The organism is Novosphingobium sp. AP12 (assembly GCF_000281975.1).
In the GTDB taxonomy this organism is placed as follows: domain Bacteria; phylum Pseudomonadota; class Alphaproteobacteria; order Sphingomonadales; family Sphingomonadaceae; genus Novosphingobium.
Genome location: NZ_AKKE01000178.1, coordinates 1 through 25,825 on the forward strand (window position 1 = coordinate 1; position 25,825 = coordinate 25,825).

Annotated in this window: 24 protein-coding genes; 19 read left to right on the forward strand and 5 right to left on the reverse strand. The window is 62.3% G+C overall.

Annotation, left to right across the window (positions count from 1 at the left end; translation table 11 throughout):
- The 4 genes from PMI02_RS25310 to PMI02_RS25325 form a co-directional block, all read left to right on the forward strand.
- Positions 1–1,506, forward strand: a 1,506-nt coding sequence (locus tag PMI02_RS25310) for a cbb3-type cytochrome c oxidase subunit I (protein ID WP_007688453.1), incomplete at its 5' end; no start/stop codon positions are given.
- On the forward strand, positions 1,503–2,171 hold the full coding sequence (locus PMI02_RS25315; protein WP_007688454.1) for a cytochrome (ubi)quinol oxidase subunit III: 669 nt from the start codon (positions 1,503–1,505) through the stop codon (positions 2,169–2,171). The genes PMI02_RS25310 and PMI02_RS25315, both read left to right, overlap by 4 nt.
- Positions 2,168–2,563, forward strand: coding sequence for a cytochrome o ubiquinol oxidase subunit IV (gene cyoD, locus PMI02_RS25320; RefSeq protein ID WP_007688456.1), 396 nt, complete (start codon positions 2,168–2,170; stop codon positions 2,561–2,563). Before PMI02_RS25315 ends, cyoD begins: the two co-directional genes overlap by 4 nt.
- A 3-nt stretch (positions 2,564–2,566) precedes the next feature.
- Positions 2,567–3,517, forward strand: coding sequence for a cation diffusion facilitator family transporter (locus tag PMI02_RS25325; RefSeq protein WP_007688458.1), 951 nt, complete (start codon positions 2,567–2,569; stop codon positions 3,515–3,517).
- Positions 3,518–3,551: 34 nt separating this feature from the next.
- Here the strand turns inward: PMI02_RS25325 and PMI02_RS25330 are convergent, their stop codons facing one another.
- Together PMI02_RS25330 and PMI02_RS25335 are read right to left on the reverse strand one after the other, a co-directional pair.
- The gene (locus PMI02_RS25330; protein WP_007688460.1) at positions 3,552–4,202 is read right to left on the reverse strand and encodes a sensor histidine kinase; all 651 of its coding nucleotides are present in this window, start codon (positions 4,200–4,202) and stop codon (positions 3,552–3,554) included.
- Positions 4,203–4,315: 113 nt separating this feature from the next.
- Complete coding sequence (locus tag PMI02_RS25335) at positions 4,316–7,237, reverse strand: winged helix-turn-helix domain-containing protein (RefSeq protein WP_007688462.1); 2,922 nt, start codon at positions 7,235–7,237, stop codon at positions 4,316–4,318.
- Positions 7,238–8,413: 1,176 nt separating this feature from the next.
- Between PMI02_RS25335 and PMI02_RS25340 the strand changes: the two genes are divergently transcribed.
- On the forward strand, positions 8,414–8,701 hold the full coding sequence (locus tag PMI02_RS25340) for a hypothetical protein (protein ID WP_007688464.1): 288 nt from the start codon (positions 8,414–8,416) through the stop codon (positions 8,699–8,701).
- Here the strand turns inward: PMI02_RS25340 and PMI02_RS26695 are convergent.
- A complete protein-coding gene (locus tag PMI02_RS26695) occupies positions 8,691–9,551 on the reverse strand; it encodes a lytic transglycosylase domain-containing protein (RefSeq protein ID WP_007688467.1) in 861 nt (286 codons plus the stop codon). The genes PMI02_RS25340 and PMI02_RS26695 overlap by 11 nt on opposite strands.
- 505 nt (positions 9,552–10,056) lie before the next feature.
- Here PMI02_RS26695 and PMI02_RS25345 point away from each other — a divergent pair.
- The 9 genes from PMI02_RS25345 to PMI02_RS25375 all read left to right on the forward strand — a co-directional run bounded on the left by PMI02_RS25345 (position 10,057) and on the right by PMI02_RS25375 (position 20,036).
- Positions 10,057–10,683, forward strand: coding sequence for a toprim domain-containing protein (locus PMI02_RS25345; RefSeq protein ID WP_369751255.1), 627 nt, complete (start codon positions 10,057–10,059; stop codon positions 10,681–10,683).
- A gap of 50 nt (positions 10,684–10,733) precedes the next feature.
- Entirely contained in the window at positions 10,734–14,945 is a 4,212-nt protein-coding gene (locus PMI02_RS25350) for a strawberry notch-like NTP hydrolase domain-containing protein (protein ID WP_007688471.1), read from the forward strand.
- A gap of 69 nt (positions 14,946–15,014) precedes the next feature.
- Entirely contained in the window at positions 15,015–17,114 is a 2,100-nt protein-coding gene (locus tag PMI02_RS25355) for a ParB/RepB/Spo0J family partition protein (RefSeq protein ID WP_007688473.1), read from the forward strand.
- 87 nt (positions 17,115–17,201) lie between these two features.
- The gene (locus PMI02_RS25360; RefSeq protein WP_007688474.1) at positions 17,202–18,143 is read left to right on the forward strand and encodes an ArdC family protein; all 942 of its coding nucleotides are present in this window, start codon (positions 17,202–17,204) and stop codon (positions 18,141–18,143) included.
- Entirely contained in the window at positions 18,115–18,243 is a 129-nt protein-coding gene (locus tag PMI02_RS28240) for a hypothetical protein (protein ID WP_007688476.1), read from the forward strand. The genes PMI02_RS25360 and PMI02_RS28240 overlap by 29 nt, the downstream gene beginning before the upstream one ends.
- 3 nt (positions 18,244–18,246) lie before the next feature.
- Positions 18,247–18,594 (forward strand): hypothetical protein, encoded by a 348-nt coding sequence (locus PMI02_RS27475; protein WP_157222682.1) that lies wholly within the window; start codon positions 18,247–18,249, stop codon positions 18,592–18,594.
- On the forward strand, positions 18,548–19,192 hold the full coding sequence (locus PMI02_RS25365) for a hypothetical protein (RefSeq protein WP_007688479.1): 645 nt from the start codon (positions 18,548–18,550) through the stop codon (positions 19,190–19,192). Before PMI02_RS27475 ends, PMI02_RS25365 begins: the two co-directional genes overlap by 47 nt.
- A 24-nt stretch (positions 19,193–19,216) precedes the next feature.
- Positions 19,217–19,816 (forward strand): hypothetical protein, encoded by a 600-nt coding sequence (locus PMI02_RS25370; RefSeq protein WP_052025733.1) that lies wholly within the window; start codon positions 19,217–19,219, stop codon positions 19,814–19,816.
- 13 nt (positions 19,817–19,829) lie between these two features.
- Positions 19,830–20,036, forward strand: coding sequence for a hypothetical protein (locus PMI02_RS25375; protein WP_036505483.1), 207 nt, complete (start codon positions 19,830–19,832; stop codon positions 20,034–20,036).
- Positions 20,037–20,049: 13 nt separating this feature from the next.
- Here the strand turns inward: PMI02_RS25375 and PMI02_RS25380 are convergent, their stop codons facing one another.
- Entirely contained in the window at positions 20,050–20,547 is a 498-nt protein-coding gene (locus PMI02_RS25380; protein ID WP_007688483.1) for a hypothetical protein, read from the reverse strand.
- A gap of 139 nt (positions 20,548–20,686) precedes the next feature.
- On the opposite strand from PMI02_RS25380, the gene PMI02_RS25385 reads away from it, so the two are divergent.
- Positions 20,687–21,931, forward strand: coding sequence for a hypothetical protein (locus tag PMI02_RS25385; RefSeq protein ID WP_086000136.1), 1,245 nt, complete (start codon positions 20,687–20,689; stop codon positions 21,929–21,931).
- Between the two features lie 354 nt (positions 21,932–22,285).
- Here PMI02_RS25385 and dapA read toward each other — a convergent pair whose 3' ends face one another.
- The gene (gene dapA, locus PMI02_RS25390; RefSeq protein WP_007688488.1) at positions 22,286–23,185 is read right to left on the reverse strand and encodes a 4-hydroxy-tetrahydrodipicolinate synthase; all 900 of its coding nucleotides are present in this window, start codon (positions 23,183–23,185) and stop codon (positions 22,286–22,288) included.
- A 249-nt stretch (positions 23,186–23,434) separates the two neighbouring features.
- On the opposite strand from dapA, the gene PMI02_RS26700 reads away from it, so the two are divergent.
- From PMI02_RS26700 to lysA, 4 genes are all read left to right on the forward strand, one after another.
- Positions 23,435–23,704 carry a hypothetical protein gene (locus PMI02_RS26700; RefSeq protein WP_007688489.1) on the forward strand — a complete coding sequence of 90 codons (270 nt, stop codon included), beginning with the start codon at positions 23,435–23,437 and terminating at the stop codon, positions 23,702–23,704.
- A 15-nt stretch (positions 23,705–23,719) separates the two neighbouring features.
- Positions 23,720–24,229: a hypothetical protein gene (locus tag PMI02_RS25400; RefSeq protein WP_007688491.1), complete on the forward strand. Its 510-nt coding sequence runs from the start codon at positions 23,720–23,722 to the stop codon at positions 24,227–24,229.
- A 140-nt stretch (positions 24,230–24,369) separates the two neighbouring features.
- Positions 24,370–24,495 carry a hypothetical protein gene (locus tag PMI02_RS28245; RefSeq protein WP_255348724.1) on the forward strand — a complete coding sequence of 42 codons (126 nt, stop codon included), beginning with the start codon at positions 24,370–24,372 and terminating at the stop codon, positions 24,493–24,495.
- A 22-nt stretch (positions 24,496–24,517) separates the two neighbouring features.
- The gene (gene lysA, locus PMI02_RS25410) at positions 24,518–25,822 is read left to right on the forward strand and encodes a diaminopimelate decarboxylase (RefSeq protein ID WP_007688496.1); all 1,305 of its coding nucleotides are present in this window, start codon (positions 24,518–24,520) and stop codon (positions 25,820–25,822) included.
- Positions 25,823–25,825 lie beyond the last annotated feature (3 nt).

Genomic DNA, 25,825 nt, shown 5'->3' on the forward strand with positions numbered 1-25,825 from the left:
GGCTGGCTCGCCTATCCGCCGCTATCGGAACTCGATTTCTCGCCCGGTGTCGGCGTCGACTATTATCTGTGGTCGCTACAGATCGCCGGGGTCGGAACGCTCTTGTCGGGCATCAATCTGGTGACGACGATCCTCAAGGTGCGCGCACCCGGGATGACCTACACGCGCATGCCGGTATTCTGCTGGACCGCGCTTGCTACGAACCTGCTGATCGTAGCGGCCTTCCCAATCCTCACCGCCACCTTCGCGATGCTGACGCTGGACCGCTACCTCGGCTTCCACTTCTTCACTAACGGCGGCGGCGGTAACGCCATGCTTTACATCAGTCTGATTTGGACCTGGGGTCACCCCGAAGTCTACATCCTGATCCTGCCAGCCTTTGGCATCTTCTCTGAGGTCGTATCGACGTTCTCCGGCAAGCCGCTGTTCGGCTACCGCTCGATGATCATCGCCACGATGGCGATCTGCATCCTCTCGTTTCTTGTCTGGCTCCACCACTTCTTCACGATGGGGGCGGGCGCCAACGTGAACGCCGTTTTCGGGATCGCGACGATGATCATCGCCGTTCCAACCGGCGTGAAGGTCTTCAACTGGCTCTTCACGATGTACGGTGGACGGGTCCGGTTCGAAGTGCCGATGCTCTGGGCCGTTGGCTTCATGGTGACCTTCGTGCTCGGCGGTATGACGGGCGTTTTGATGGCGATCCCGCCGGCGGACTTCGTCGTGCACAACTCGCTGTTTCTCGTCGCCCACTTCCACAACGTCGTGATCGGTGGCGTGATCTTCGGCGTCTTCGCGGGGTACACCTACTGGTTCCCGAAGGCGTTCGGTTTCCGGCTGCACGAGGGCCTCGGGAAGGCCGCCTTCTGGTGCTGGTTCCTCGGCTTCTATCTCGCTTTCATGCCGCTTTACGCCGCCGGCCTCATGGGCATGACGCGTCGCATGCAGCATTACGATGACCCGAACTGGGTACCGTACATGCATATCGCGATGGTTGGGGCGCTGGTCATCCTGTGTGGCATCCTCTGTCAGGCCGCCCAACTCGTGGTCTCAATCCGCCAGCGCGATCAGCGTCGGGACCTCACCGGAGATCCGTGGGATGGGCGCAACCTCGAGTGGGCGACCACGTCGCCGCCACCGAGCTTCAATTTTGCGGTCCTGCCCGACGTTCATGGCGAGGAGGCCTATTGGGGCATCAAGAGCCTGGCAATCAAGCAACAGCGCCTCGTGGATGAGCCGAAATACGAGGCGATTGCGATGCCGCGCAACAGCCCGACCGGAGTGGTCGCCAGCTTCTTCGCGGCCGTCACGGGTTTCGCGCTCATCTGGCACATTTGGTGGCTCGTTATACTCGGACTGCTCGGCGCCTATGTGGTGTTTGTCTTCTTCGCGTGGCGCGACGTCGACGAGTTCGTAATCTCGGCGGACGAAGTGGCCCGGCTCGACCGCGAGCGGAGGCGCCTCCGAACCGAGATCCTTCTCCCTTCGCTGAGCAGAGAGTCATGACGACCGCGACAGCCTCCATCCAGACCCCCGTCGATCCACACCATCTTGGCAGAGCGGGCGGGGGAGGGGACGAAACCCCAGGGAGTGGCGCCGGTGGCCCCGCGCCAAAGAAGATCGTTGTCGCCTATGGCTTCTGGATCTTCCTGCTCTCGGACATCATCATGTTTGCGGCGCTGTTCGCTGCCTACGCCGTGCTGAAGAATGCGACCGCCGGCGGTCCGATAACGAACGAGCTGTTTAGCCGCACGACCGTCGCAATCGAGACGGTGCTACTGCTCCTATCGACCTTTGCATGCGGTCTGGCGGCGAAGGCCGCCGAGGCGGGCAAGCGCCGTTTGGCGCAGATCGGGCTTCTGGTGACAGCAACGCTCGGCGTGGCGTTTCTCGTTCTGGAGATCATCGAGTTCGCCGAACTGATCGGGAAGGGAGCAGGTCCGGATCGATCCGCGTTCTTGTCCGCCTTCTTTGCGCTGGTCGGCTGTCACGGCCTCCATGTTGCGGTGGGACTGCTCTGGGCCGGAACGATGATCGCTCAGTTCAAGGCAAAGGGATTCAGGGCAGACATCATGCGTCGGTTCGCCTGCTTCAACCTCTTCTGGCACGCCCTCGACATTATCTGGGTGGCCATTTTCACCGTCGTTTATCTTCTGGGGACGCTGCCATGAGCAAGACACCGATCCAGTCCCACAGCCACGGAGATGCGGCGCCCGGCGACGAGCAATCCGACATTCTTGCCGGGATCAGCGGCTATGTCATTGGTCTGGTGCTGGCGGCGGGGCTGACTGCGACGTCCTTCTGGGTGGCGTCCACAAATATGCTCTGGGAGCCGGGCGTTCCAATCGGTCTATGCGTCCTCGCCATCGCCCAAATGGGGGTTCACCTCGTCTTTTTTCTACACATCACGACTGGACCAGATAACACCAACAATGTGCTCGCGCTCGCGTTCGGGTTGCTGATCGTTTTCCTCGTCATCGCGGGATCGCTCTGGATCATGGCCAACCTGAATGCGAACATGATGCCGATGGAGAGCCTGACCAATCTGTCGATGCAGCATTGAGCGATGGTCCGCCCGTCCAATTCGGCCCGCAATGTCGTGCTTCTCGCGCTTGCCGGCAATGTGCTGGTCGCGATTACCAAGATCGTAGCAGCGGCAGTCACTGGCAGCGCCGCCATGGTCAGCGAAGCGGTGCATTCGGTGGTCGACACCGCCAACGAAGGCCTTCTCCTTCTTGGCTATCATCAATCGACGCGACGGCCCGATATCATTCATCCCCTCGGTTATGGGCGCGAACTCTACTTCTGGAGCTTCATCGTCGCGCTGATGGTGTTCGCGCTCGGCGCCGGAGTCTCGATCTATCAGGGCATACAGCACATCGTCTCCCCGGAGCCGATCGAGCATGTACTGGTCAATTACGTGGTGCTCGCATTGTCCTTCTGCTGTGAGGCGCCATCCTGGCTCGCCTCGAAGCGCAAGCTTGACGCTTCGCGTGGGGAGATGGGCTACTGGGAGGCAATCCACAGAAGCAAGGATCCGCCCACATTCGTGGTTCTGTTCGAGGATAGCGCTGCGCTGATCGGTATCTTCATCGCAGCCGCCGGTATTTACCTCTCGGAGCGTCTCGCCATGCCGGTGCTCGACGGCGTTGCATCGCTCCTTATTGGACTTGTACTCGCGGGCGTAGCGATCGTCCTCGCCCGCGAAAGCAAGAGTCTGCTGATCGGAGAGCGCGCCGCACCTCATGTCATGAACGACGCTGTCCACCTCGCACGTTCGCAACGCGGGGTAACAAATGCCGAGGGGACGATTACCGTCCAGCTCGCGCCCGACCAAATCGTCGTTGCGCTGAGTGTCGAATTTGATGAAGAGCTGACCGCTCGAGGCATCGAGGACACCGTGGAGCATATCGAGGACCGCATCCAGGCGGCCTGTCCTGAGATCGTGACGCTTTTCATCAAGCCGCAGACGCACGAGCGGTTTGCTGCTTGGAAGCTCAAGCACTTCGGGAACTGAGCGCGGAAACGCGACTCCAATCGCATCCGGCTTGTTAGCGGGCGTAGATCGGCATCCGCAACTCGACGGTTGTGCCAACCTGGCAGGGGTGTGAATTGAATTCGATCCCGGCACCTCGGGCCAACTCGGCGACAATCGCCGTGCCTGCTCGGCCGACGGGTTTCGCCTGTGGCATGCCGATCCCATCGTCGCTCACAAGGCAGATCACTTCATCGCCCCGCCGCACGATGTCGACCTTTACCAGGCCGCCGGGCTGTACATAGGCATGGCGGGCCGCGTTGGTGAGGAGTTCGGAGACGATCATCAGCAGCGCCCAACCGCGTTCGGCATCGACTTCGATGTCGTTGGCGCGAAGCTGGACGAACACGCCTTGCTCCGCGAATCTGGCCTGCGCGTGATGATGGCACAGATCGCCAAGCTGGTTGGCCAGATCCACCGCGTCGGCGCGCGGCGGTTGAAGCAACCGTTGAATCGACGCGAGCGAATAAAGCCGATCAGTGAGCGTTTCGAGGCGATCGCGTGTGCTCGCCAAGGTCGGTTGCCGACCGGCGACAGTGACCTCTGCGCACGCGACGGCAAAATCGTTCGCGGAGCGATGGATATACTCGGCCAGGAGGAGCTGGTGCGCGTAGGCTGCAGCCTTATGCGCGTCCATCGCCTCGGCCGGCGCAACATGGATGTGCATCAGACGAACTCCCAGAGCTTTGGCAGTTGCCCCCTGGCAACTATCTTCGGCTCAAGAATAGCAGCTCGCCAACGAGGCTGTTGTTAAGCGTTGTGAAGCGTCGAAAATCGCCTTCAGCTGGCTTTCACGTGAATTACTTGGTCCGAGTTCCCGACTGGTGACACCGCCTGCAATAGCGTTCGGGCCGTCTGCAGGTCGGGAGTGTCGCTACCGTCTTTGAACATGCCAATGGCCGATGAGAGAATCGAGGATGCAAAATGCGGCGTGCCGAGATCATCGAAGACATGCGCCATGTCGATCGCCATCCGAAGTCGGGCGACCGCCATTCCGGTTCCCTCGTTGGCCTCTAAAGCCTCCTGAAGCGTGGCGAGGGCAGTTTGGGGGTTCCCGGCCCAACGCTCGGCTTGGGCCCGCAGGCGCAGGAATTCAGGACGGATCCAAGCGTGGAGCCCGATCGCAAAGCATTTTGCAATGAGGTTTGAGGCTTCAGTCTTCAACCCAGACGCTGCCATGGCCCGTATCAACACGGATGCATAGGCGCGATTGGTGAGAAGCGCGTCTCCGCCAAGCAAGACGTCTGCTGCCTCAAGCAGTGCAGACGACCGCGATGTGTCACCCGCGAGGGCGGCAATCGATTCGTCGTTTGCTCGAAGAATGGGAAGCCAGCCAGCCAGGCCGAACCTGTAAATCGTCTTGCGCAACAACTCGTTGAATCGCCGTGCGCGAGCAAAGTCACCACTTTCGATCGCGCAATAAATCAGGCCTGAGGCGAGGCAGTCGAGCAGGACCTCCTCACGGTCGAAACCAAGCATCTCGACCGATATCTCGTCAAGCATCTCCCACCCAAGGGCAGGGCGACCCGTTAGCACATAATTGTTCGCGAGATTCTTCTTCACGCAGATGGCGACCGACGCGGCAGAATCATGCAATCCCGCATCGCGACGGGATGAAAGGTCTTGGTGGAGCTTTTCCAATCTCCGCCGACTGGCAGGGAATCTGCCCTGGTTCGCTTCGCGCTGCGCCCGAAGTTGTTGTTCCTCCCAAAGGGCGATTTTGTCATTTGCCTTGAAGGCCGCGCGCTTCATTGCGTCCAGAACTGCGCCGACACCGTCTTGCTCGACCCCTCTCATTGCGAACCGCGCCCAAGCGCCTAAAGTCCGCCATTCCAGCTCCGTCTTGCCCAGTGTACGCGCCAGCTCGACAGTTGCGGCGTAGGTACCCACCGCCGAAGCGTGGTCTTGCGACAGATAGGAGTTCAGCGCCGATAGTCCGGCCAGAAGCTCAAGTTTCAGTGATTGATCGGTCAACCCGACCTGCTCGTAGGCCGCATAAGCCCTTTTGATATTCTCTAGGGCTTCGACTCCGAAGGCGAGTTCACGCCACACGGGGAATCCGGCCGCCGCCAGCCTTACCCCGAGGTGCACGTCTCCGGCTTCCCCCATTGCCCAAGCGAGCCCTTTACGAAGGTCGCCGATCAGGCGGCCGCAATGGGCGCGCCAACGAACGGCGGGAACCGTTGGGCGCTCCAGGATCAGTTTTTGAAGGAGGTCGCGTTGAATCTGGGCGTGCATGTGCGCGAAGCGCCTCGCTTCGCCATGAGCCTCCAGCAAATCGCCGGCAAATTCCCGCGTGGTGTCGAGCAGGCGGTGACGATGCTCGCCAGCGACCCGATCCGTTGTCAGCATGGACTTTGCCACAAGGCCGGACAGTGCCTCGAACGTGTCTGCCGGCGTGAAATCATCCAACGACATCAGCCGGACCGCCGCGTCTAGGTCGAACGCCCCTTCGAACATTGAGATCGCCCGGAGAACCGCCGCTTCGTCCCGCGTCAAAAGGGCGTAGCTCCACTCGAGCGTGAGCAGCAGCGTCTGTTGGCGTAGCGGGACGCCCTGTTCGTCGTTCCTGAGCAGTCGAAAACGGTTCTGCAGTTCGGCCAGCACTTCCGCTGCCGAGCGCCTGGCAAACCGAGAGGCGACCAATTCGATCGCCAGGGGAACGCCATCAAGCCGCCGGCAAATCTCCGCGAAGGCGGCCGCATCCGCGTCTGTAAGCGAATAGCCGGACTTTGCTTTCGCCCGAACCGCCAGCAACTGCGGTGCGGTATGACCCAGCACGCTTTGAGCGGTGTCGATCCTTCCAACCGGAGGATTTTCGAGGGGGTCGAGCCAAAAAACCCTCTCCTCCCGCGCCTGCAAAATTCGCCTGCTGGTGACCAGTATCCGGACGTCCTGGGTGCTGGCGAGCAGCACGTTGCAGAAGTGCGCGACAGCCGTCGGCACGCACTCGCAAGTATCAAGGAGAAGCAGTGCCTTCCGTTGCGAGAGGATCGACATGATCGCCCGGAGAATGTCCCCTTGGCCTGGCGTGATGTTGAGGGCTGCGGCAATCGTCGGGGCTACAAATTCGTCTCCGGCGACGCGGGACATGTCGACATAAGCAACAAGCTGCTCTTCTTCTTCTGCAAGTTGGTGAGCGGCTGCCAACGCAACCGTCGTCTTGCCCAGCCCGCCGACACCGACAACCGAGGTCAGACGATGCTGGGAAATGACCTCGCAGAGCTCAGCAATGGCGTCGGTACGCCCGATGATGGAGTTGGACTGGTCAGGTATCTGAGATGTATCGATCTGCGATATAGCGCTTGTAGGTGTCGGAAGATCGGCAAGCCAGTATCCTCGGCCAGCCACCGTTGCGATGAAGTTTTCTGCTGGAGCATGTCTGCGAAGCGTGCGCCGGAGCGTTGCAACTGTGACTTTGAGATTGCTTTCGTGAACATACACGTCCGGCCAGACGGCCGCGAATAAGTCGTCTTTCTTGACAATTTCACCTTTGTGCCCGGCTAAAACAAGCAGCATGTCCATCGCGCGCCCGCCGACAAGGACCGGCTCGTCGCCGCAAAAAAGCGATCGCCGGTTAGGATAGAGCCGGAAGGGACCAAAGGCGACGCACTCCTCGGAAACAGGAGGGACCGGCTCGGCTCCTTCGCCGAGGCGGGAAAGCACTTGTTGCTCTATATTTTCCAGCCCCTGCTTCAGCATAACCCGCTCTCCTTCTTCGGCTACGCCGAAGCCGGGCTAACGAGTGCCGCGATCAGTGACTCAACAAGCGTTCACAGGTAGCCTCATAACTTCATTGTCGCGCCGTTTGAGGATCCAAGCAATCCCTACCGAAGGTGGCACGCCTCCTACTTTAGTTGATGCGTGAGCTGGCTCAAAGCGGCAATGGGGGGCAAGGGTCAACACGACGCGGCGTCCCCTCGGCCCTCCATAAGGGCTGAGGTTGGCGCCGCGGTTGAAAACCTTGGTGACATTGTGGTCAAGTAGGTTCTGGATCACGAAACGGATTTCGTATTGCCCCGGTATGCCGGACCCTAAGTTCGGTCGATATGCAGCGTGGAGATCGAGGTAGAACTGGCGCGAGATGCGCTAAACTAGGCGGGCGGCGACCATTGAAGCCCTCGCGTGATACCTATCGTAAAATTGTCGCCGGAAACCAAAGCTCACGGGGCCATGCTTCCATTCGGCTGCGAAATTGATGCGCCACCGCAGCGGGCCATCAGAGAAAGCCACATGGCGTATAGGCTTGAGCGGTATGCTCGCCGACCCAGGGGACTGTCCAGTCCCAAGTCCGCCTAGATGCAGCGCCTCGCGCGAGGTTCGACCCTGTGACCAATCTCCCGTAAGGTCGATCGTGAGAACGGACCTGCCAACCTTGAGCGTCGAAATATAGATTCGTGCAATCAAGCCTCCGGTGTAGCCGGCCGTATATCGGCAGCAGTGTGGGGAACGCGCCTTTTGAGCTCGACGGTGATTTATGCGCCCGCCTGCGACCAAACCACAGCTTGACCTCTGCCAATCCCTGATGCCACCAGTCGAATCGATCTGGCTTATGCACTGCTGGGATCAGATGGGGAATAGACGGCCAGGACCGTCGAAATTCTTAGCCCAGTGACCTTTTGGCCATGACAGCCGCGTCTGCTTAACAATGAAATGGCCGGAAGACCGGAACGGTTTGTCTATTAATGACAAGTCAGCAGCGCGCCGACGGCATGATCCTTAAGGCTCCCAAGGTCCATCGTCGCGGCATAAATCGCAAGGCGGGCGCTTTAGATTTGCACATCGGCATTCCTTTTTCGGCCGCCGCGAGCGCACAGGAACTTACCCTGAGCCCGTCTATTAATGTGATTCTCAGGTGTTAAAGGCTGACCCCTCTCAATGAACCATGAAGCACTCATCGCTTGGACCTCGCTTTACATTGCGGTTGGATCGATGGCGCTGCTGTGCGCCTCCCTCGCGGTGATGCTCACGATCCAGGAGGTACGGGTCGGGGCGTGGCGCCCTCCCCTCGCGACTATGGCCGACATTGTTCTCGCTCTTCCGAAAATTTGGTTGCGATGGCAGAAGAACTATCTCCTCGGAGCGCCGGTAATCGCGGCCGTCGCCCTGGCATTCGCCCACCACGTCGGCTTCGACGTATTTTGGAATATCGAACCTACCGGTTGAACGAAGCCAGGGTCACGCCGCGTCGTGGGATCGACCACCTCAATCCACCTTGCCCACGGCTCCGCTGATATGTGTCCATACTTGAGAGAATTGTACGGACGTACCCGCGAGTTTCCCGGAACGGCGGAACTCCGCCGTATTTGATGACAGTCCCAGGCCCTGCGTTGTAAGCGCTCAGCGCGTGAGCCCAGTTACCAAACGTATCAAGCTGCTTCCGAAGGTACCGAGCGCCCCCGAGCAAATTCTGTGACACATTCCAACGATCAAAGATCCCGAGCGAACGGGCGGTCGCTGGCATTAACTGGGTCAGACCAGAGGCTCCCTTGGTGCTGACTGCAAGCGGGTTATAGCGGCTCTCCTGGATAATAAGGGCATCAAACAAATCGACTGGGACCCCTGCCCCGCACGCTGCAGCCACCATTTGATTGAAGTAGCGCTGGCGACGTAATTCCTGTGACGCGTTGAGAGAGGGATGCGGTGCGTATCTAACAGGGACACAGTTCCCCGATGACGGCGGCGTCGTCGTCGCGTAGAAAGGGAGGGACGGCGTGGTTATACGCAAGGAACCCTTCATCCAGGTCGGGATCCTCAGGGTCTGAACGACGTCGGTTTTCGATAGGGGAATAGGATCAGGAGCTAAGGCAGCAAACTCCTGATCCAGCTGTATTTCTGGGTCAGCGGGTTGATACCCAGTAGTCTTTGCAGTTGGCGGCGCTTCAAAGCTTGGCTCGATAAGCTGGAAATCGCCCGCAACTGGGCTGAAGGACTTGATCTCAGCCTGTCGAGCAGCAACTGTGTGCGCATTTGCGAACGCAAAAGCAGCAACCAGGAACGTCGTTTTGTACTTCATGTAGAGCCTCGCGGAGGAGGCTTGGTTCGGCTATCGCGTATCTATCTCTATATGCTGATAGGGCCGTGATCAATTGCGATAATTAAGTTCGATCACAGTCGGCCGCTTACAACTGCCTTTGAAGAAAAACCGTTGTGCCCGGCCCAAGCTCGGAAAGACGGCTTGTTGGACCTAGCAGGCGGCCAGGACATGCCGTCATAATGCCCCATAAGTCGCTCGGCGGAATGCCGGAGTATGCAGGTCTCTAAGCCGTCAGAGGGGGGAGAGGGATGAGCTTGGTCGGAAAGGAACGACCATGACACTCAAGGCCAACAGACCCTCCCAGGCACTCGTTGACGTGGTAGCGGCCCTTCGTGGCAGATGGCACGGGAGCTACGCCATGTGCCTATGTCCGGCACATGCAGATGGGGAGCCAAGCCTCTCGCTCCGCCAAGGTGACAGGGGAATCATCGTCCACTGTTTTGCTGGCTGCCAACCCGACGATGTCCTTCGCGAATTGCGGCGCGTGAAGCCGGCGCTCGGCACCCCAATGCCCGAATACCGCCAGTCGCTCGGCACCGGCAACGTCATCCGGCTGTGGGAGGAGGCCGTGGAGATCGCCGGCACCTTGGCTGAGCGATACCTGCGTCTACGCCAGCTTCCGGTCGATCTGGAAGACCTGCGCTTTCATCCGCGCTGCCCACACAAGCCCAAGCCGCACACCGCGTTCAAGCCCGCACTCCTCGTGGCGGTGCGAGAACGCCTGCAGCTCACCGCAATCCAGCGGATCTTCCTCGACCCTGAGACGGGCTATCGGACCGAAAAGGTGATGTTGGGCAGGCCAGGGCAGGGTGCATGGCGGCCTCGATTGAACGGAGCCAAGACGCTGGCGATCGCCGAGGGCATGGAAGACGCCGCCGCGTTCACCGCCATGCACGACATCGTGTGTTGGGCCTCGCTCGGCAACGAACGCCTTTCGCTGCTGGCGATACCCGACGATATCACCGACCTCATCATCGCCGAGGACAATAACGCCGCGGGCCGGGCAGGGGCCCGCAAGGCCTGGGCCGCCTATCGGCGCGATGGGCTGGAGCTCATGCGCAAGACACCGCGACCCTTCGAGGACTGGGCGGAGGCGAACCTGAAGCGATAAAGAGGAGGGGGAGGCTTGGTGCTGCAATGGTCAGCATCAGGAGCTCACAAGTGACGGACCTCTTCACACATAAGGACGATCGCCGCATTGCTGCGATCTACAATATCGCGCATCATATCGCCGCTGGCACCATAGACCGCAAAGTCCTGAACGCCGAGGCTTCGGCCCTGTTCGGCGGAACAAACGCTGAGGGTCACTGGACACAGCGCGACAGCTTCGAGTTGCTCGAGCAGGGGTTGATCCGACACGCGCTCATGCTGCCACCGCTGGCTGACGCGGCCGCTATCGCCTCCCTTTCGGCAATTGTGAACGCCTTGCCGACGCAGACCGTGCGCAGCGAAGACCAGATCCGCTACCAGCAGTTCTCGACGCCGCTCGATCTCGCCGGGCTCGTCGTGCTGCTCGCCCAGGCCAAGCCGACCGACGTCGTGCTCGAACCTAGCGCCGGTCATGGCAGCCTTGTCGCGCTGCTCCCGGCGGTGAAGTCACTGCACCTCAATGAGCTCGATCCCAAGCGCCGCGAAGCCCTGCAGGTGCTCTTCCCCGCAGCCACCATCAGCAGTCACGATGCCGCATTGCTCAGCGCGACTCTCGAACCAGGGTACGCTCCCTCGCTTATCCTGATGAACCCACCATTCTCCCGGTCCGAGGGCAGGGGGGTCGACCAGTTCGCAGCCGTGCGCCACCTGCGGTCGGCGCTCTTCCGTCTGGCTCCTGGCGGCCGCTTGGTCGCGATCATGCCCGATTGGTTCACCACCAATGCGGCGTTGGGGAAGACCTACGATGCGACCCTCACCGGCTGCAGCGTGGTCGGGTCATACCGGCTCGACAAATGCTACCACAAGCAAGGCACGAGCGTTGCCGTGCGCATCTACGTCATCGACAAGAAGCCCGGGCACGCGTGGCCGACCGTGATCGCGCGCGATAGCGTGGCGCAGCTGCTCAAGGCCGTCACGATCGTGCCCCGTTCGGCCGTCAGCGAGGCGCGCAAGCCGTCGATATCGGGGTCATCCAAGCCCAGCTTATTCAAGGCGATGCGCTCGACCCGCAAGGCGGCGCCTGCCGCGATGATCGCACCCAAGCGCAACGACGTTCTTCCCGTGCGCTTCACCGCGCTCGAAGTGCCGCGCCCGCTCGGCGAACAGGCGGGCGTCTATCTGCCCTACCGGCCAAGCCGCATCGACCTCCATGACGCCGGCATGCATCCTACCGACCTCGTCGAATCCGTCGCGATGGGATCAATCCCCGCACCGGTGCCGCACTACGAGCCCAGGCTGCACGAACGCGTTGTCAATGAGCGCCGTCTGTCGGAGGCTCAGCTCGAAACCATCGTCTACGCCGGCAATGCCTGGACCCAGTACCTGCAAGGGCGCTTCGTGCCCGACAAGGACAGCGTGGGCCTCCTCCCGAACGAGGAGGGCCGCCAGTACCGCAAGGGCTACTTCCTTGGCGATGGCACCGGCGCCGGCAAGGGCCGTCAGGTCGCCGGCTGCATCCTCGACAGCTGGGTCAATGGGCGCAAGCGCAACATCTGGGTGTCCAAGAACGAGGCGCTGCTGGAGGATGCCCGGAGAGACTGGGAAGCGCTCGGCGGCATGTCGGCCGACGTCCAACCCCTCTCCACCTGGAAGATCGACGAGAAGATCACGCTGACGCAGGGCATCCTGTTCGTCACCTACCCGACCCTGCGCAGCCAGCGCCACGATGCGAGCCGCCTGCGCCAGATTCGCGAATGGGCAGGGGCCGACTACGACGGCGTGATCGCGTTCGACGAAAGTCACGAGATGGGCGGTGTCGCCGGAGGGGAGGGCGCCCTTGGCAAAACCGCCGGATCGCAACAGGGGATCGCCGGAGTCCTGCTCCAGAACCACCTTCCCGACGCACGCGTGCTCTATGCCTCGGCCACCGGAGCGTCCGACGTCAACAACCTGGCCTATGCGGTACGCCTTGGCCTGTGGGGCCCGGGTACTTCGTTTGCCAACCGCGAGAGCTTTATCTCGGAGATCCGCGCCGGCGGCATCGCGGCGATGGAACTCGTCTCGCGCGACCTCAAGGCGCTCGGGCTCTACCAGGCTCGCGCTCTCAGCTTCGCCGGCGTCGAATACGACATCCTCAAGCACGAGCTGCGGCCCGACCAAATCGGCATCTACGACGCATATGCTGATGCGTGGGCGGTGATTCATGGCAACCTGGAGCGGGCGCTCGCGCTCACCGGGGTCGTCGACGACATATCCGGAAACACGCTCAACAGCGGCGCCAAGGCCGCCGCGCGAAGTCGGCTTGAAAGCACAAAACAACACTTTTTTAATCAAGTGCTCCTCTCGATGAAGCTGCCAACTGTGATCGCCGCGATCGACGGGCACATCGCCGAGGAACAATCGGTGGTCATCCAGCTGGTAACCACGGCCGAGAGCATCCTCGATCGCCGGCTCAACGGCCTGAGCCCCGAGGAGCGCGCCCGCCTTGAGGTGGACCTCTCACCCCGCGAATACATCATGGAGTATCTCGATCGCGCATTCCCGACGCAGCAGATGAAGACCTACCGCGACGAGACCGGCGCCGAGCGCTCAGCGCCGATGTATGATGACGAAGGACGTCCGGTTCACAACCAGGAGGCGCTGCAGGCCAAGCAGGATCTCATGGAGCAGATCTGCGCAATGCCGCCGATCAAGACCGCGCTCGACGCCCTGATCGAACACTACGGCACCGACGCGGTTGCCGAAGTCACCGGCAGGACCAAGCGACTAGTCACGCAATCGGACGGCACCCAAAAGCTGGAAGGTCGCTCGGCGCGAACCAACCAGGCAGAAGCTGCCATGTTCATGACCGGCGAGAAACGCATCCTGGTCTTCAGCGACGCCGGCGGCACCGGGCGCTCCTATCATGCCAGCCTGGACGCCAGGAACCAGCAGCGCCGGGTGCACATCCTGCTCGAGCCCGGTTGGCGCGCCGACCGCGCCATCCAGGGGCTCGGTCGAACCCACCGCACGCACCAGGCGACCACGCCGTTGTTCCGCCCCTGCACGACCGACTGCAAGGGTGAGCTGCGCTTCACCAGCACGATTGCGCGGCGGCTCGACAGCTTGGGGGCGCTCACGCGCGGCCAGCGCCAGACCGGCGGCCAGAATCTGTTCGACCCTGCTGACAACCTCGAAAGCGAATACGCCAAGGCTGCGCTCGTGACCTGGTTCGGCTTGCTCCACTCGGGCAAGCTGAAGAGCACCAACCTGGTCGACTTCGAGAGCCGGTCCGGGCTGCAGCTTACGTGCGAGGACGGCTGCCTGGTCGAGGACCTGCCGCCGATCACGCGCTGGCTCAATCGCATCCTGGCGCTGCCGATCGGCATGCAGAACGCGATCTTCGAGGAGTTCCTGGGGCTGGTAGAGGCCCGCGTGGCGGCCGCGCGCGATGCCGGCACGCTCGACGTCGGGGTCGAAACCATCGCCGCCGACAAGGCGCGCGTCATCGCCGACGTCGTGCTGCGCACCGACGAGCGCACCGGCGTCACGTCGCACTTGCTCTCGATCGAGATCGAGCGCGCGGTGCGGCCGACCTCGCTCGAGCGGATCCTGGGTCTTGCCGAGTTCATCTCCAAGCCGCGGTTCCTGCTCAACACCAAGTCGGGGAAGGTTGCCTTCGCCGAGCGTGCCCGGTCGCTCATGGAAGATAGCGGCCTGGTCATTGAGCGAGTGACGCTGACGCGCCCCACCCGCCACGAGTACAAGATCGCCGCAGACCTTGCCGAGAGCGCGTGGGAAGAGACCGACCTCGAGACGTTCTCGCGCCTCTGGTCGGAAGAGGCGGCGGAAGCCGCAGCCAGGACCGAGACCGACACGATCCATCTGGCGACAGGGCTGCTCTTGCCGATCTGGAACTCGCTTCCGCGCGACTATATCGCGGTACGCCGCGTCGTCGATGCCGAGGGCAACAGCTGGCTCGGCCGCCTTGTCGATGAGAGCGACGTGCCCGGCATCCTCAAGACCTTCGGGATCGCCAGCGAGTTTCAGGCCTCACCCACTGCCGTCCTCGCCGCCCTGGGCCAGAAAGGGTCAGCCGTGATCGACCGGCCTTGGCCGATGACGATCAAGCGCAGCCTGGTCAACGGCGAGCAGCGGATCGAACTGGTCGGTGAACTCTACAGCCAGCTGACGTGGCTGAAGTCGCTGGGGTGCTTCACCGAGATCATCCAGTTCAAGACCCGGATCTTCGTGCCGGCAAGTCAGGCAGACGCGATACTCGCGTCGATCCTCAAGGCGGCTTGAAGCCGGAGGAGAGGGGGAAGGGGAGTGGTGTCCCGGCAGAAGAACGGGGCGTCAGAAGGAGTATATCCGGTGCAAGAACTCATCCCCCTCAACAAGCTCCAGCTCTCGGCCAACAACGTGCGCAAGACCCATGACTGCCAGGCGGACGAGCAGCTGTCCCACGACATCGAGGCCCGTGGCCTCCTCCAGAACCTGATCGTCACCAAGGCCAAAAAGCGCGGCCAGTTCGACGTCATCGCCGGTGGCCGCCGCCTGCGCGCCATGACCATGATCGTCCAGCGCGGCGCATGGGATGCGGACCGCACCGTGCCGTGCATGCTGCTGGTCGCCAGCGACGCCGAGATCGCCGAGACCTCGCTGGCCGAGAACTTCCAGCGTCTCGCGATGACGCCGGCCGAGGAATGCCGCGCGTTCCAGCACTTCATCTCGCAGGACGAGGACACCAGGGCCGTCGCCAAGCGGTTCGGCCTGACAACGCGGTTTGTCGAGGGTCGCCTGCGCCTTGCCGCGCTCGCCGAACCGATCTTCGAAGCGCTCGCCAGCGGCGATCTCTCGCTAGAGATGGCCAAGGCCTACGCCTCGACCGACCAGCACGCAGTGCAACTGCGGGTCTACGAGCAGATGCGCTACTACGCCAACAACCCCGACCAGGTGCGCCGTCTCATCGCGAACGGTAGTACCCGAGGGACTGACCCGATCGCGTTGCTCGTCGGCGAGGAAGCGTACACCGCCGCCGGCGGCCGCATCGAGCGCGACCTGTTCACCGATGCCTCCGAAGACCGCTGGACAGACATCGAAATCCTGCAGCAGCTCGCAGCCGCCAAGCTGGAAGCCGAAGCAGCCCGCCTGTCGGAGGAGACCGGTCTCGGCACCATCTGGCCGGTGGCCGGCACGTCGAGCTGGCAGGCCGCGCGTGATCTGGGGCTCAACCGGGTCACTCTGCCGCCGGCGCCGCTGACGCAAGAGGCGACTGCTCGTATCGGCGAGATCGAGCAGCGCATCGAGGCCATCTGCGGCGGACTCAAGGAACTGGACGAGGAATCGCCCGAAGCGGCTGCCCTCAACGAGGAATATGACCGTCTCGACGAGGAGATGCAGGATCTCTCCAACCCGACCGCCGAACTGCCCGGCGAATGGAAGACCGAGGTCGGTCGCTTCCTGATCGTCACGACCAAGGGCGAAATGGTGCTCGAGCCGGACTACCACAGCGAGAAGCACCTGCGCATGGAGCGCGGCGAGGACGGCAAGGTCACCGGCGGCAGCTTCGAGACGCCGACTGGTTCCGGGTCGGGTTCATTGCCGGCGAAGCCCTCGGCGCCCGAGGCCACCGGGCCTGGTGGCAAGGCCTACAGTGCACGCCTGTTCGACGAACTCGCGGTCCAGCGTCGCAACATCCTCGCCGCTTCGCTACTCGGGGATCCGGGTCTGGCGCTCGATTATGCGATCTTCGCGCTCGCTGACGGCATCCTGCACAGCTACGACAACCGTGGCACGACCATCAAGGCACCGCGGCCGCAGGATCCGGTACTCGACTCCACCGTGCCTAAGGGCATGGCCGACAAGATCATTGCCGGCGCCTACGAGGCTCTCGACAAGGGATGGGGCGAGCACAAGAGCGTGGTCGAGCGGTTCAATGCCTTCCGCGATCTGGATGATGACGCCAAGGCCACGTGGATCGCCTACACCGTAGCGACATCGATCGAGGCCAAGATGGGGTATGCCTCGGGGTACAATCCCATCCATGCCGAGCTTGGCATGCTCCTGGAAATCGAGCCGGCGGCGATGTGGCGGCCCACTTCGGAAAACTACTTCGATCGGATCAACAAGGGCAGCATTCTCGACCTGCTCAAGGACGTCGGCGGCGCCGAACTGTCCAACCGATACGCCGCGTCGAAGAAGGCCGAGATCTCGGGGAGCTGCGAGAAGCTGTTCGCCGGCGAGGTCATCGTCGAGGACGCCATCAAGGAGCGGGCGCTGGCCTGGGTGCCGGCGGCGATGCGCTTCGAACTCGACGGTCCCGATGATCTGGACCCCGAGGCTGAACCCTCCGACGACGCCGACCAGAACGACGACGGCGGCGCCGACGATGAGGTCACGAACCCGGACGTTAAAGACGAACTGGGGACCGAAATCACGGACGCCGACGCCGAAGCCCGCGTCAGCGCCTGACGCGCGCTCACCTCCTGATGACAACCTAAGGCCCGGGGGCACACCGCCACCGGGCTTTTTTTCTCATGCCATGAAGGGATGTGGACCATGCGCCGCGGGGCCAAACGCGACATCGCGCAGGAAGTCACCGATATCATCATCGCCAAGATCGAGCAGGGCGTGCTGCCCTGGCGGCGGCCTTGGCGCAGCTTCGGCGCCAATGGACGTCCGCTGCGCGCCGGCGGTCAGGCGTACACCGGCATCAACTCCATCCTGCTGTGGGCGATCGCCGACAGCCACGGCTATCGCTCGCGGTTCTGGATGACCCAGCGGCAGGCCGACGAACTTGGCGGCCGCGTCGTCAAAGGGGCGAGGCCGGCGCCCAGCGTCTACTTCAACACCATCCGCAAGGCGCAAGGCCCGACGCTCACCGGCGAGGACGGCGGATCCCGCGTCATCCGGTTCATGCGCTCGTACCTGGTCTACAACTGCGACCAGATCGAGGGTCTTCCCAATCGGTTTCATCCCGATCCGATCGATATGACGCCGCCTAGCCCCTCCGAACACCAGGACGCGATCAACGCCTTCTTCGCGCCCATTCCGATCGAGCTGCGCCAGGGCGGCAGCCGCGCTTTCTATTCACCCGGTGGCGACTACGTCCATATGCCGCCGAAGGGCGCTTTCATCAGCAGCGATCATCACGCTGCCACGCTCGCGCACGAGTACGCGCACGCGTCGGGCGCCGCTCACCGACTTGGGCGGGAGTTTGGCCGCCGGTTTGGCGACAAGGCTTACGCTTTCGAGGAGGTGGTGGCCGACATGACATCGGGCATGATCTGCTCCGATCTCGGTTTACCGTGCGAGCTGCACGACAGCCACGCGAGCTACGTCGAGCACTGGATCGGGATCCTCAAGGCCGACAAGAGCGCGATCATCACTGCCGCTGCCAAGGCCGAGCAAGCCTACAGATGGCTCGCTGCATGGTCCACAAATCCAATCCCCGCCACCCAGGAGGACCGCCATGAAGCGTCACTTCCAGCTGCTGCTTAAGGCCTCGCCCGACGATTTGGTGATCATCACCGCCTTCCTCGAGCACGCCTACGATCGGGCGCATGCCGGTCCGGACAGGATCACGCGCCCGCTTGCATAACGCTTGCGCGAAGTTGCGGCGGCAGACCCGACCGATGCCGCCTTTCACTACCTGGTCATGGTCGCCCAACCCGAGTGGGAAATCGCCGATGTCGCCGGCGACACCCTGACGATCGCGTCGGTTCCAGGCGGCGCCTCGCTCGCGGATACCGTTGAACTACTCGGACGCCTTGCCCCGAGCTGCCTTGCCCCGGCGTTCGTGTACGTGCCGATCAAGGCTCTCCAGGCCTCGCAAGGGCGTTGCCCTCCACTGAAAAGAGGAGAGGGAAGGGACCATGCATCCAACCAGATGATGGAGGTTTGCATTGTCCTACGACCTGGATTTCCGTTTTCGCCGCGCCCTTCAGCCTGAAGGTCTCACCACCTTTGCGACTTGCATCGCTGCACTGAACGATGCCGTCAACGACGCGCAGCGGGCCGGCCACGATCCGCAGAGCGACCCGGCCGTGAAGCTGTTCGCCAAACGCCTCTCCCGCGTGACCGACGGCTTGCTGGAGCAAGAGCATCCCGACGATGCCCCGCTGCGCGAAGCGTGTATGGCGCGGCTCGCCGAGCTCAAGCACACGCCCGCGATCGTCGCGCTCCTGCGCAAGGGCATCGACTATCTCCCGGAGGATCTGCGCGCCTTCAAGCGCGAGGGGCAGCGCGCCGTGCGCCAGATCGCCGCCGAACTGGGGCTGAACCGCAGCGACTATCGGCTCGACTATATCGCACCCAACCCCGCGATCGCCGGCGATTATGTCCTGGAAGGGGCTAGCCTCTACCTGCGCCTTTCAGTCGAGCGGTTCGGCTCGCCAGCGCTGACTTACCGGCATCGGCACTGGAAGACGCCAGGCCGCCAGGTCCGCCACGCCAGTGCTCCCAGCCTCGCTGATATCCCGGCATTAGCGCGGCAGATCGCCAGCCATCTGCAGATCGATGTTGCCGGCTCTCAACCAACCTTGATGTAGGAGATCGTCGTGGGATGGCTCTCAATGCCGCTCGCCAGCATGGGCGGGCATACAAGCCCGAAACAGTACCTCGATGCCCAGTTCACCTTCGAGCGGCCTGCTACACCTGAGCATCCCTCTCACGGCTGCCACGTGATCGAAAGCGCCTGCCCGGGGAACAGGGTCTATTACGCCGCAATCCAGCGCTTCGACGATGGCGCTGCCGGCGAGGTCACCGCGGTGGTTTGCCTCGTGCGCTGGAATCCCAGGGCCAAAGATGGATTCGTGTTCGCCTACAAGGATATGTCGGAGAGCATGGGGCCCCACGAGGACGACTGCCCGCTCCGCGTGCTGGAGCGGCTCACATCCACCGACGATCCGGTCTCGTTGGACTGGCGCCGGCGGTGCTTCGCCACCATCCGACGCCGATCGCGCACGTTGCCGGACGGCGCGCTGATCCGGTTTTCCGAGCCGATCGCCTTTGGCGATAACACGCGGCATGAGCTTCTGCGCGTGCTGCATCAGGGGAACCGGATCATCCTGACCCGTAGCGACGGCAGCGGCCGATACCGGGTGGGTAACCTGCTCGACCGCAAATTCGAGATCGTGCGCGAGCGCAGGATCGCGCCCACCATTTTCACCTGAAAGGCGTTTCCGCGTGCAGACTGACATCATCCTTGATCGCCGGCGCCGGCAGCTTTGCAGCCGCAACAACGCCGATCGCCTTGCACAGCAGATGTGCGAAGAGACCGCATTGCCTTTCGCGGTCGTGCGTACGACTTGCCGGTTGCAACCCTACCGCGTCGTCAGGGCTGCTGAAACAACCGCGCAGGACGCGGTAGAGCTGGAAGTCGTCGCCCTGTGATTATTCGCCGTGATTATTCCTCGATGATTCCGCCAAGATCGGGATCGAGATACCACGACGGGCCTTCTTCAAAGTTCGGATCGGCGCTGACCAGCGGCCCGTCCGGCTGCGCGGCGACATAAGGATTGACCATGATCGCCGGCCAGGTCTTGGCGCGGAACAGATCCGCCGAGATGATCGTGCGCTTGGCCAGGATCTCCTCGAGCCAGCACAGGACATCCAGCATCTGGACAATGCCGCGTCCCGCCAGCTGATAGTAGAGACAGCGCTGATAGTCGTCGCACTGCGTGCCCAGGATCCGCGCAAGCCGCTTCTTGGCGCCGGGTTCTCCCTGGTGGACGCCCTCGACGGCCTCTCGCAACTCACGGGTCGAATAGTACGCATCGAACGGCTCGATGCCTATCGATGCATTGGCGGCCATGCGCTTCGCCGGGGTATTGAGCGGGTCGAGCGCTTCATCCCTGAGTTGAATATCGAGGTCGAAGCGACCAATCTTGAACTTCTTGGTCATACTGCTCTCCTATTGCGGAGAACGTACCAAGAACAAAAATCCACTGCAAGAGGCTGTTTGAGGTATGTGGCTAGTACCGCGCGACACTAACGGACTTGGCGGACGCCGGGATATTCCAGGCAGTGTCCGCGAAGCCCTGGTGCGCTGGTACACCGGCAAGGGCAGCGACGCCGACCACCGGGCGTCCGTTACTCTCGTGACAATCGCGCGCGAGAACGAGCAATGGATCGCCTGCAATTGCCTTGGGGAGACCAGGCCGCCCCCGCTGACCAGTCCGGCTTACCTCTCGGAAGCCGAGACTTATTACTTGCGGCGGCTCACAAGCCGTCCGCTCCATCTGCGCCGGTGCCCATTCTATCTGCCGCAAGCGCCCGATCGCATCCGCGAGCGTCCCGGCGACAGCCTGTTCGAGATCGAGTTTCCGAAGGGCTTGTTCAATGCGCACAAGAAAGCACCGGAAAAGCTGGCGCAGCAGCCCGACGACGAGGAACCCGACGATCGTAGCCGGCAGGTCTCGATACCCCGGCTTGGCCGATTGCTGTGGATGCTGCTCGAAGCAGCCCACACCAACGTCCTGCCGGCGCTGCCGCCGCAAGGCCGGCCCGAACACGGCCTGCGCGACGAGTTCGCCAGGCTCCGCGAGGCCGCCGGCCGCTTCCTGATCGCGCCTCGGATCAAGCTGCAGGATCACCTCTATTTCAACGTGAAGGACTACGAGGCGCGCCGCGTACACGCCCGGCTGCGCAAGGCCGAGGCTCTATGGCCGGGCGACTTCGCACCGCAGGCCTTCCTACTCCTGGAAGCGCATGAGATCTCAGGCACTACCGTCCACACCGGGCTCGGTGACCTCAAGATCCGCAACCGCATCCAGCACACCGGCATCATCAGAGCCAAGGTCGAGCCGCCGTTCATCGTGCTGGCCGTGGTCGGCGAGCATAGCCCGCGCGAAGGCTACCTGCCGCTTCGCGCCTATGCGCAGCCGGTGTTCAAAGGCAACCGCTTCATTCCCGTCGAGCGCGAGGATGAGCGCAGGTTTCTGGATGCTCTGGTCGGCTTCCAGTACCATATGCGCCGCAAGGGAGTGCAGGTCGCGGTGAAGCGGCCGCTGTTCGACATCGTCACCCAGGCCGGCAAGGTGCGGCCTGATGCCATCGTCGCCTTCCTCGACCGTCGCACTGGCTTCGAAGCCGACTTCGCTATCCAGCTCCTGCGGGAACGGACACCGCGATATCTTGAGATGAAGGCCGAAGAGCGCCGCCGTTTCGAGGAATATCACCGCACTATCAGTATCGCGACCCATCACCTCGCCGACACTGACCTCCTCGATCGCCTCGAAAGAATGATCGACGCGGCAGGATCTTATCTCCGACCTGATGGTGAGTAGCACTCGCCATCCTACCAAGGATCACGCCATAACCGTTGAAGTTCTCGCGGATCCGAAAGTGAAAGCGGCACTGGAACCGCGGGTCGACCTCGCCCGGTCCGACACCGGGCAAAGCGCAGACGCTGCAAACTTCTTCCTAGCGTGGTGGAATGGCCATGATCGGCCGTCCAGAGACAGGCAGGTTCCGGGCAACCGGTTCGAGATAGCGGCCATTCCCGACCGTGAAACGGCTGTATCGACAGCCGACCAGGTTCCGACGTTCACGCACACAGTTACCAATGGCCGGTCTCGACGAATGCTGCCGATTATTGAGGGAGCGCCGGGTCCGGCGGCATCTACCTGCAAGAACCGATTCTACTGGGTGGAGAGTAATTCGGGCTGGAGCGTCATTTCCAACGAACGATCGACCGCTCGCCTCGTCTCAGCGTCTATACCGACCATGGGCAGCCGCATCTGCGCACTGTATCCGGCGCGGACTTTGGACATCGCATATTTCAGCGGTCCAGGTGAGGGCTCGGCAAACATCGCCCGGTGAAGTGCCCACAAGCGGTCTTGAAAATCCAGAGCGCTAGAGAAATCCCCTCGCCTGCACGCATCCTGAAAGTCGGCGCATAAACGCGGTGCCACATTCGCCGTCACGGATATGGACCCGCTCCCGCCAGACGCCATGAAACCGAGAGCGGTTTCGTCATTCCCGGAAAGCTGACAGAAATCGGGCCCGCAGGCCGCGCGCTGGCTGGATGCGCGGTCGATCGCGCCGGTCGCATCTTTCACCGCTACGAAGGTTTTGGGATAGGCGGCTACCAAGTTCCCCATCGTTTCCGGGATGATGTCTGTGCCGGTGCGCGCTGGCACGTTGTAGAGGACGATTGGCAAGCCGCCATGGATCGCCAGTTCCTCAAAATGAGCGATCACGCCTCTTTGCCCCGGACGGACATAGTACGGTGGCATGACCATCGCGGCAGCGGCTCCGCTGTCGCGAGCATGCCGGATGTGCTCGAGTGTCGCTGCGGTATTGGCAGTGCCGCATCCGGCGATGACCGGAACCCGGCCGTCCGATTCCGAGACGCAGATTTCCAGCACCTGGCGATGTTCGGCTTGCGAGAGGCTGGCCGCTTCGCCTGTCGTACCGCATGCAGCCAAGCCGGAAGAGCCCTGCTCGATAAGCCAGCTTACATGGTCGCGCAGCGCTCCCTCATCGATCACCCCGTTTCGGAAAGGTGTAGGGAGGGCGGGAATGGAACCCGAGAACATGAACGCGTCTCCGACTGGTCGTTGGGGCGCCAAAATATGAGACCGGCAATATGAATACGAGATCGACGCAGGCGGTACCGCGTATGGATTTCATAGTGTTTCATCCCGAATAGCATTCATCAAAATATTGAATTTTCAATGTGATGGCCCGGTCTCCGATCTGGAATCCCTACGGGGGGCTCTGTAACTTGGCATCGTGAGTTCCGCACTTGCCGGGCCGCACAACAGCGCAGCTTTAAGGAGCTTTTCGTGATCGAAGCCGCTAACACTCTGGAGCCTGACCGACGAGGATCGGTGATCTACGTTGGGCAAGATCGGGCCGGACACTGGCTCGTCCAGGAAAACCATGGACTATTGGAAGGACGTTTCATCTCACGTGACGCCGCATGGCGTTTTGCGCGCGAGGAAGTCCACGCCTTCCCCGGCGCCGCCGTCGTTTTCACGACTGAGTGGATCGTGCCAGCCATTTCGTTCGAGCCCGCTCCGACCGATGTCGAGATGCTCGGACGCGCGGCCTGACCGGAGCGAAAGACCATGCACCATTCCCTTTCACAGTCGCTGCAATCTCCATTGCCGATCCTCTCTCTTTGGCGCCGCTTGCCTGGGCCGGATGCCGCTACAAACGCCGTGCGCGACCCGAGATGGCACACGCTTGTCTCGCGGCTGAAGGCCTTGAGAAAGCGCGGACGCCGCGCCGTGCGGATCATCGACGTGAACTGCGGTGACGGCATCCTTCTCATCCAGGCCGTGAAGGAGGCGCGCTCGCTCGGCTTCCTGTCGATCGAAGGCGTGGGCATCGACGGCGATCCCCAACACATCGGCGAAGCCCAGTGGCGCTCACACCTATTGACCGACTCGGCCATCGGCCTGGAGTTCCATGTGAGCGAACCGGCTACCCAACTGGAACTTGAAGCCGAGTTTCCTGCCGACATCATCCTGTATGAGGCAGCATCGCCTGTTCCGCGGGGATTACGGGAGGCTTTGAGCCGCGCGGGCGACTTCGCGCTGCGGGCCCCGCCAGCGTCACCTATGGCTCAAACATGACTCGGCGGGACCTTCTCTGGCGCTGCCTGGGTGGGGTGCTGTTGGCAGGTGGACCAACTTGTGAGCTGCTAGCTCCCGGCGATTCTGGTGGCGCGCGCGGCATTCTGACCTTGCTATTCTTTGCCGCGACGGTCCTGGGCATGGTACTGCTCGTTCAGGGTAAGAAGGTGGCGCTGGCCCTGCGGATCGACGGCAGCCGCCACCGCATGCTTCCCGACCTAATCCGGTCGCGTCGGCGCGAACGGCGCATGAACCGCCAGCCTTAGCGCCTGTCATCAAGGACACCCCATGAAGCCTTTTCACTATAAAGCCGGCGTGCTCCACGCCGATGCCATACCGCTGAATGTCATCGCGGATACCGTCGGCACGCCGGCCTATGTCTACTCCGCCACCGCCCTGCGCGCTGCGGCGCGGCGTTTCTACGCGGCGCTTGCCGAAGTCCCTCGCAAGCAGATCGCTTTTGCGGTGAAAGCCAACCCGAACCGGGCCCTTCTTCATCTGCTGGCGAACGAGGGGTATGGCGGCGACATCGTGTCCGGCGGAGAACTCGTGGCAGCGCTCGATGCGGGAATGGCTGCAGAGACGATCATTTATTCGGGTACCGGGAAGACCCGGGCCGAACTCGCCGCTGCTCTCGGTGCCGGAATTGGGCAATTCAATATCGAGCTCGAGGCCGAGGGTCAGCTCCTTGCCAGCCTTGCGATCGAACGCCGGCTGCGTGCGCCAGCTACCTTACGCATCAATCCCGATATCGATGCACGGACCCATGCCAAGATCACGACCGGCCGCGCCGCGAGCAAGTTCGGCGTACCGGTTACGGAAGCGATCGATATCTACGATCGACTTGCGGCGCTGCCCGGCCTCGACCTTCGGGGCATCGCCGTTCATATCGGGAGCCAGATCGTTGATCTTGTCCCACTCGAGGCAGCTTATGAGCGCGTTGGTGAGCTCCTCAGCGCGTTGAGGAGCCGAGGACATGTGGTGACCCACGTCGATCTGGGTGGCGGGCTTGGGGTTTCCTACAGGAGCGGCGAACCCGGCGCGGACATCGAAGCCTATGGCGCCATGGTAGAGCGCGTCACCCGCGACTGGAACGTCACCCTGCAGTTCGAGCCCGGGCGGCTGATCGTGGCAGAAGCTGGCGTGTTGCTGACCCGGGTCACCTGGATCAAGCCGGGGGCGGAGCACCCGTTCGTCATCGTCGATGCCGCCATGAACGATCTGATGCGCCCCGCGCTCTACGACGCATGGCACGATTTTGCGGTTGTCCGGCCGACAGGTATACGCACAATTGCCAACATCGTCGGACCCGTCTGCGAAACGGGCGATACCTTTGCCCAGGCTCGGGAGATAGATCAGGTTGAAGGCGGGGATCTCGCAGTTCTCCATACGGCCGGTGCCTACGGTGCGACTATGGCGTCGACTTACAACTGCCGCGCCTTGCCGGCCGAGGTCCTCGTCGACGAGGATCAAGTTGCCGTGATCGCGGAACGCGTGGAAGCGAGCGCGATCAACCGGCAGCGCTTCGCCCCCTGGCAGCGTCCCGGCGACGCAGTCGGCTCACATATGGAAGCTCAGCCCGGCATCGCGTGACGG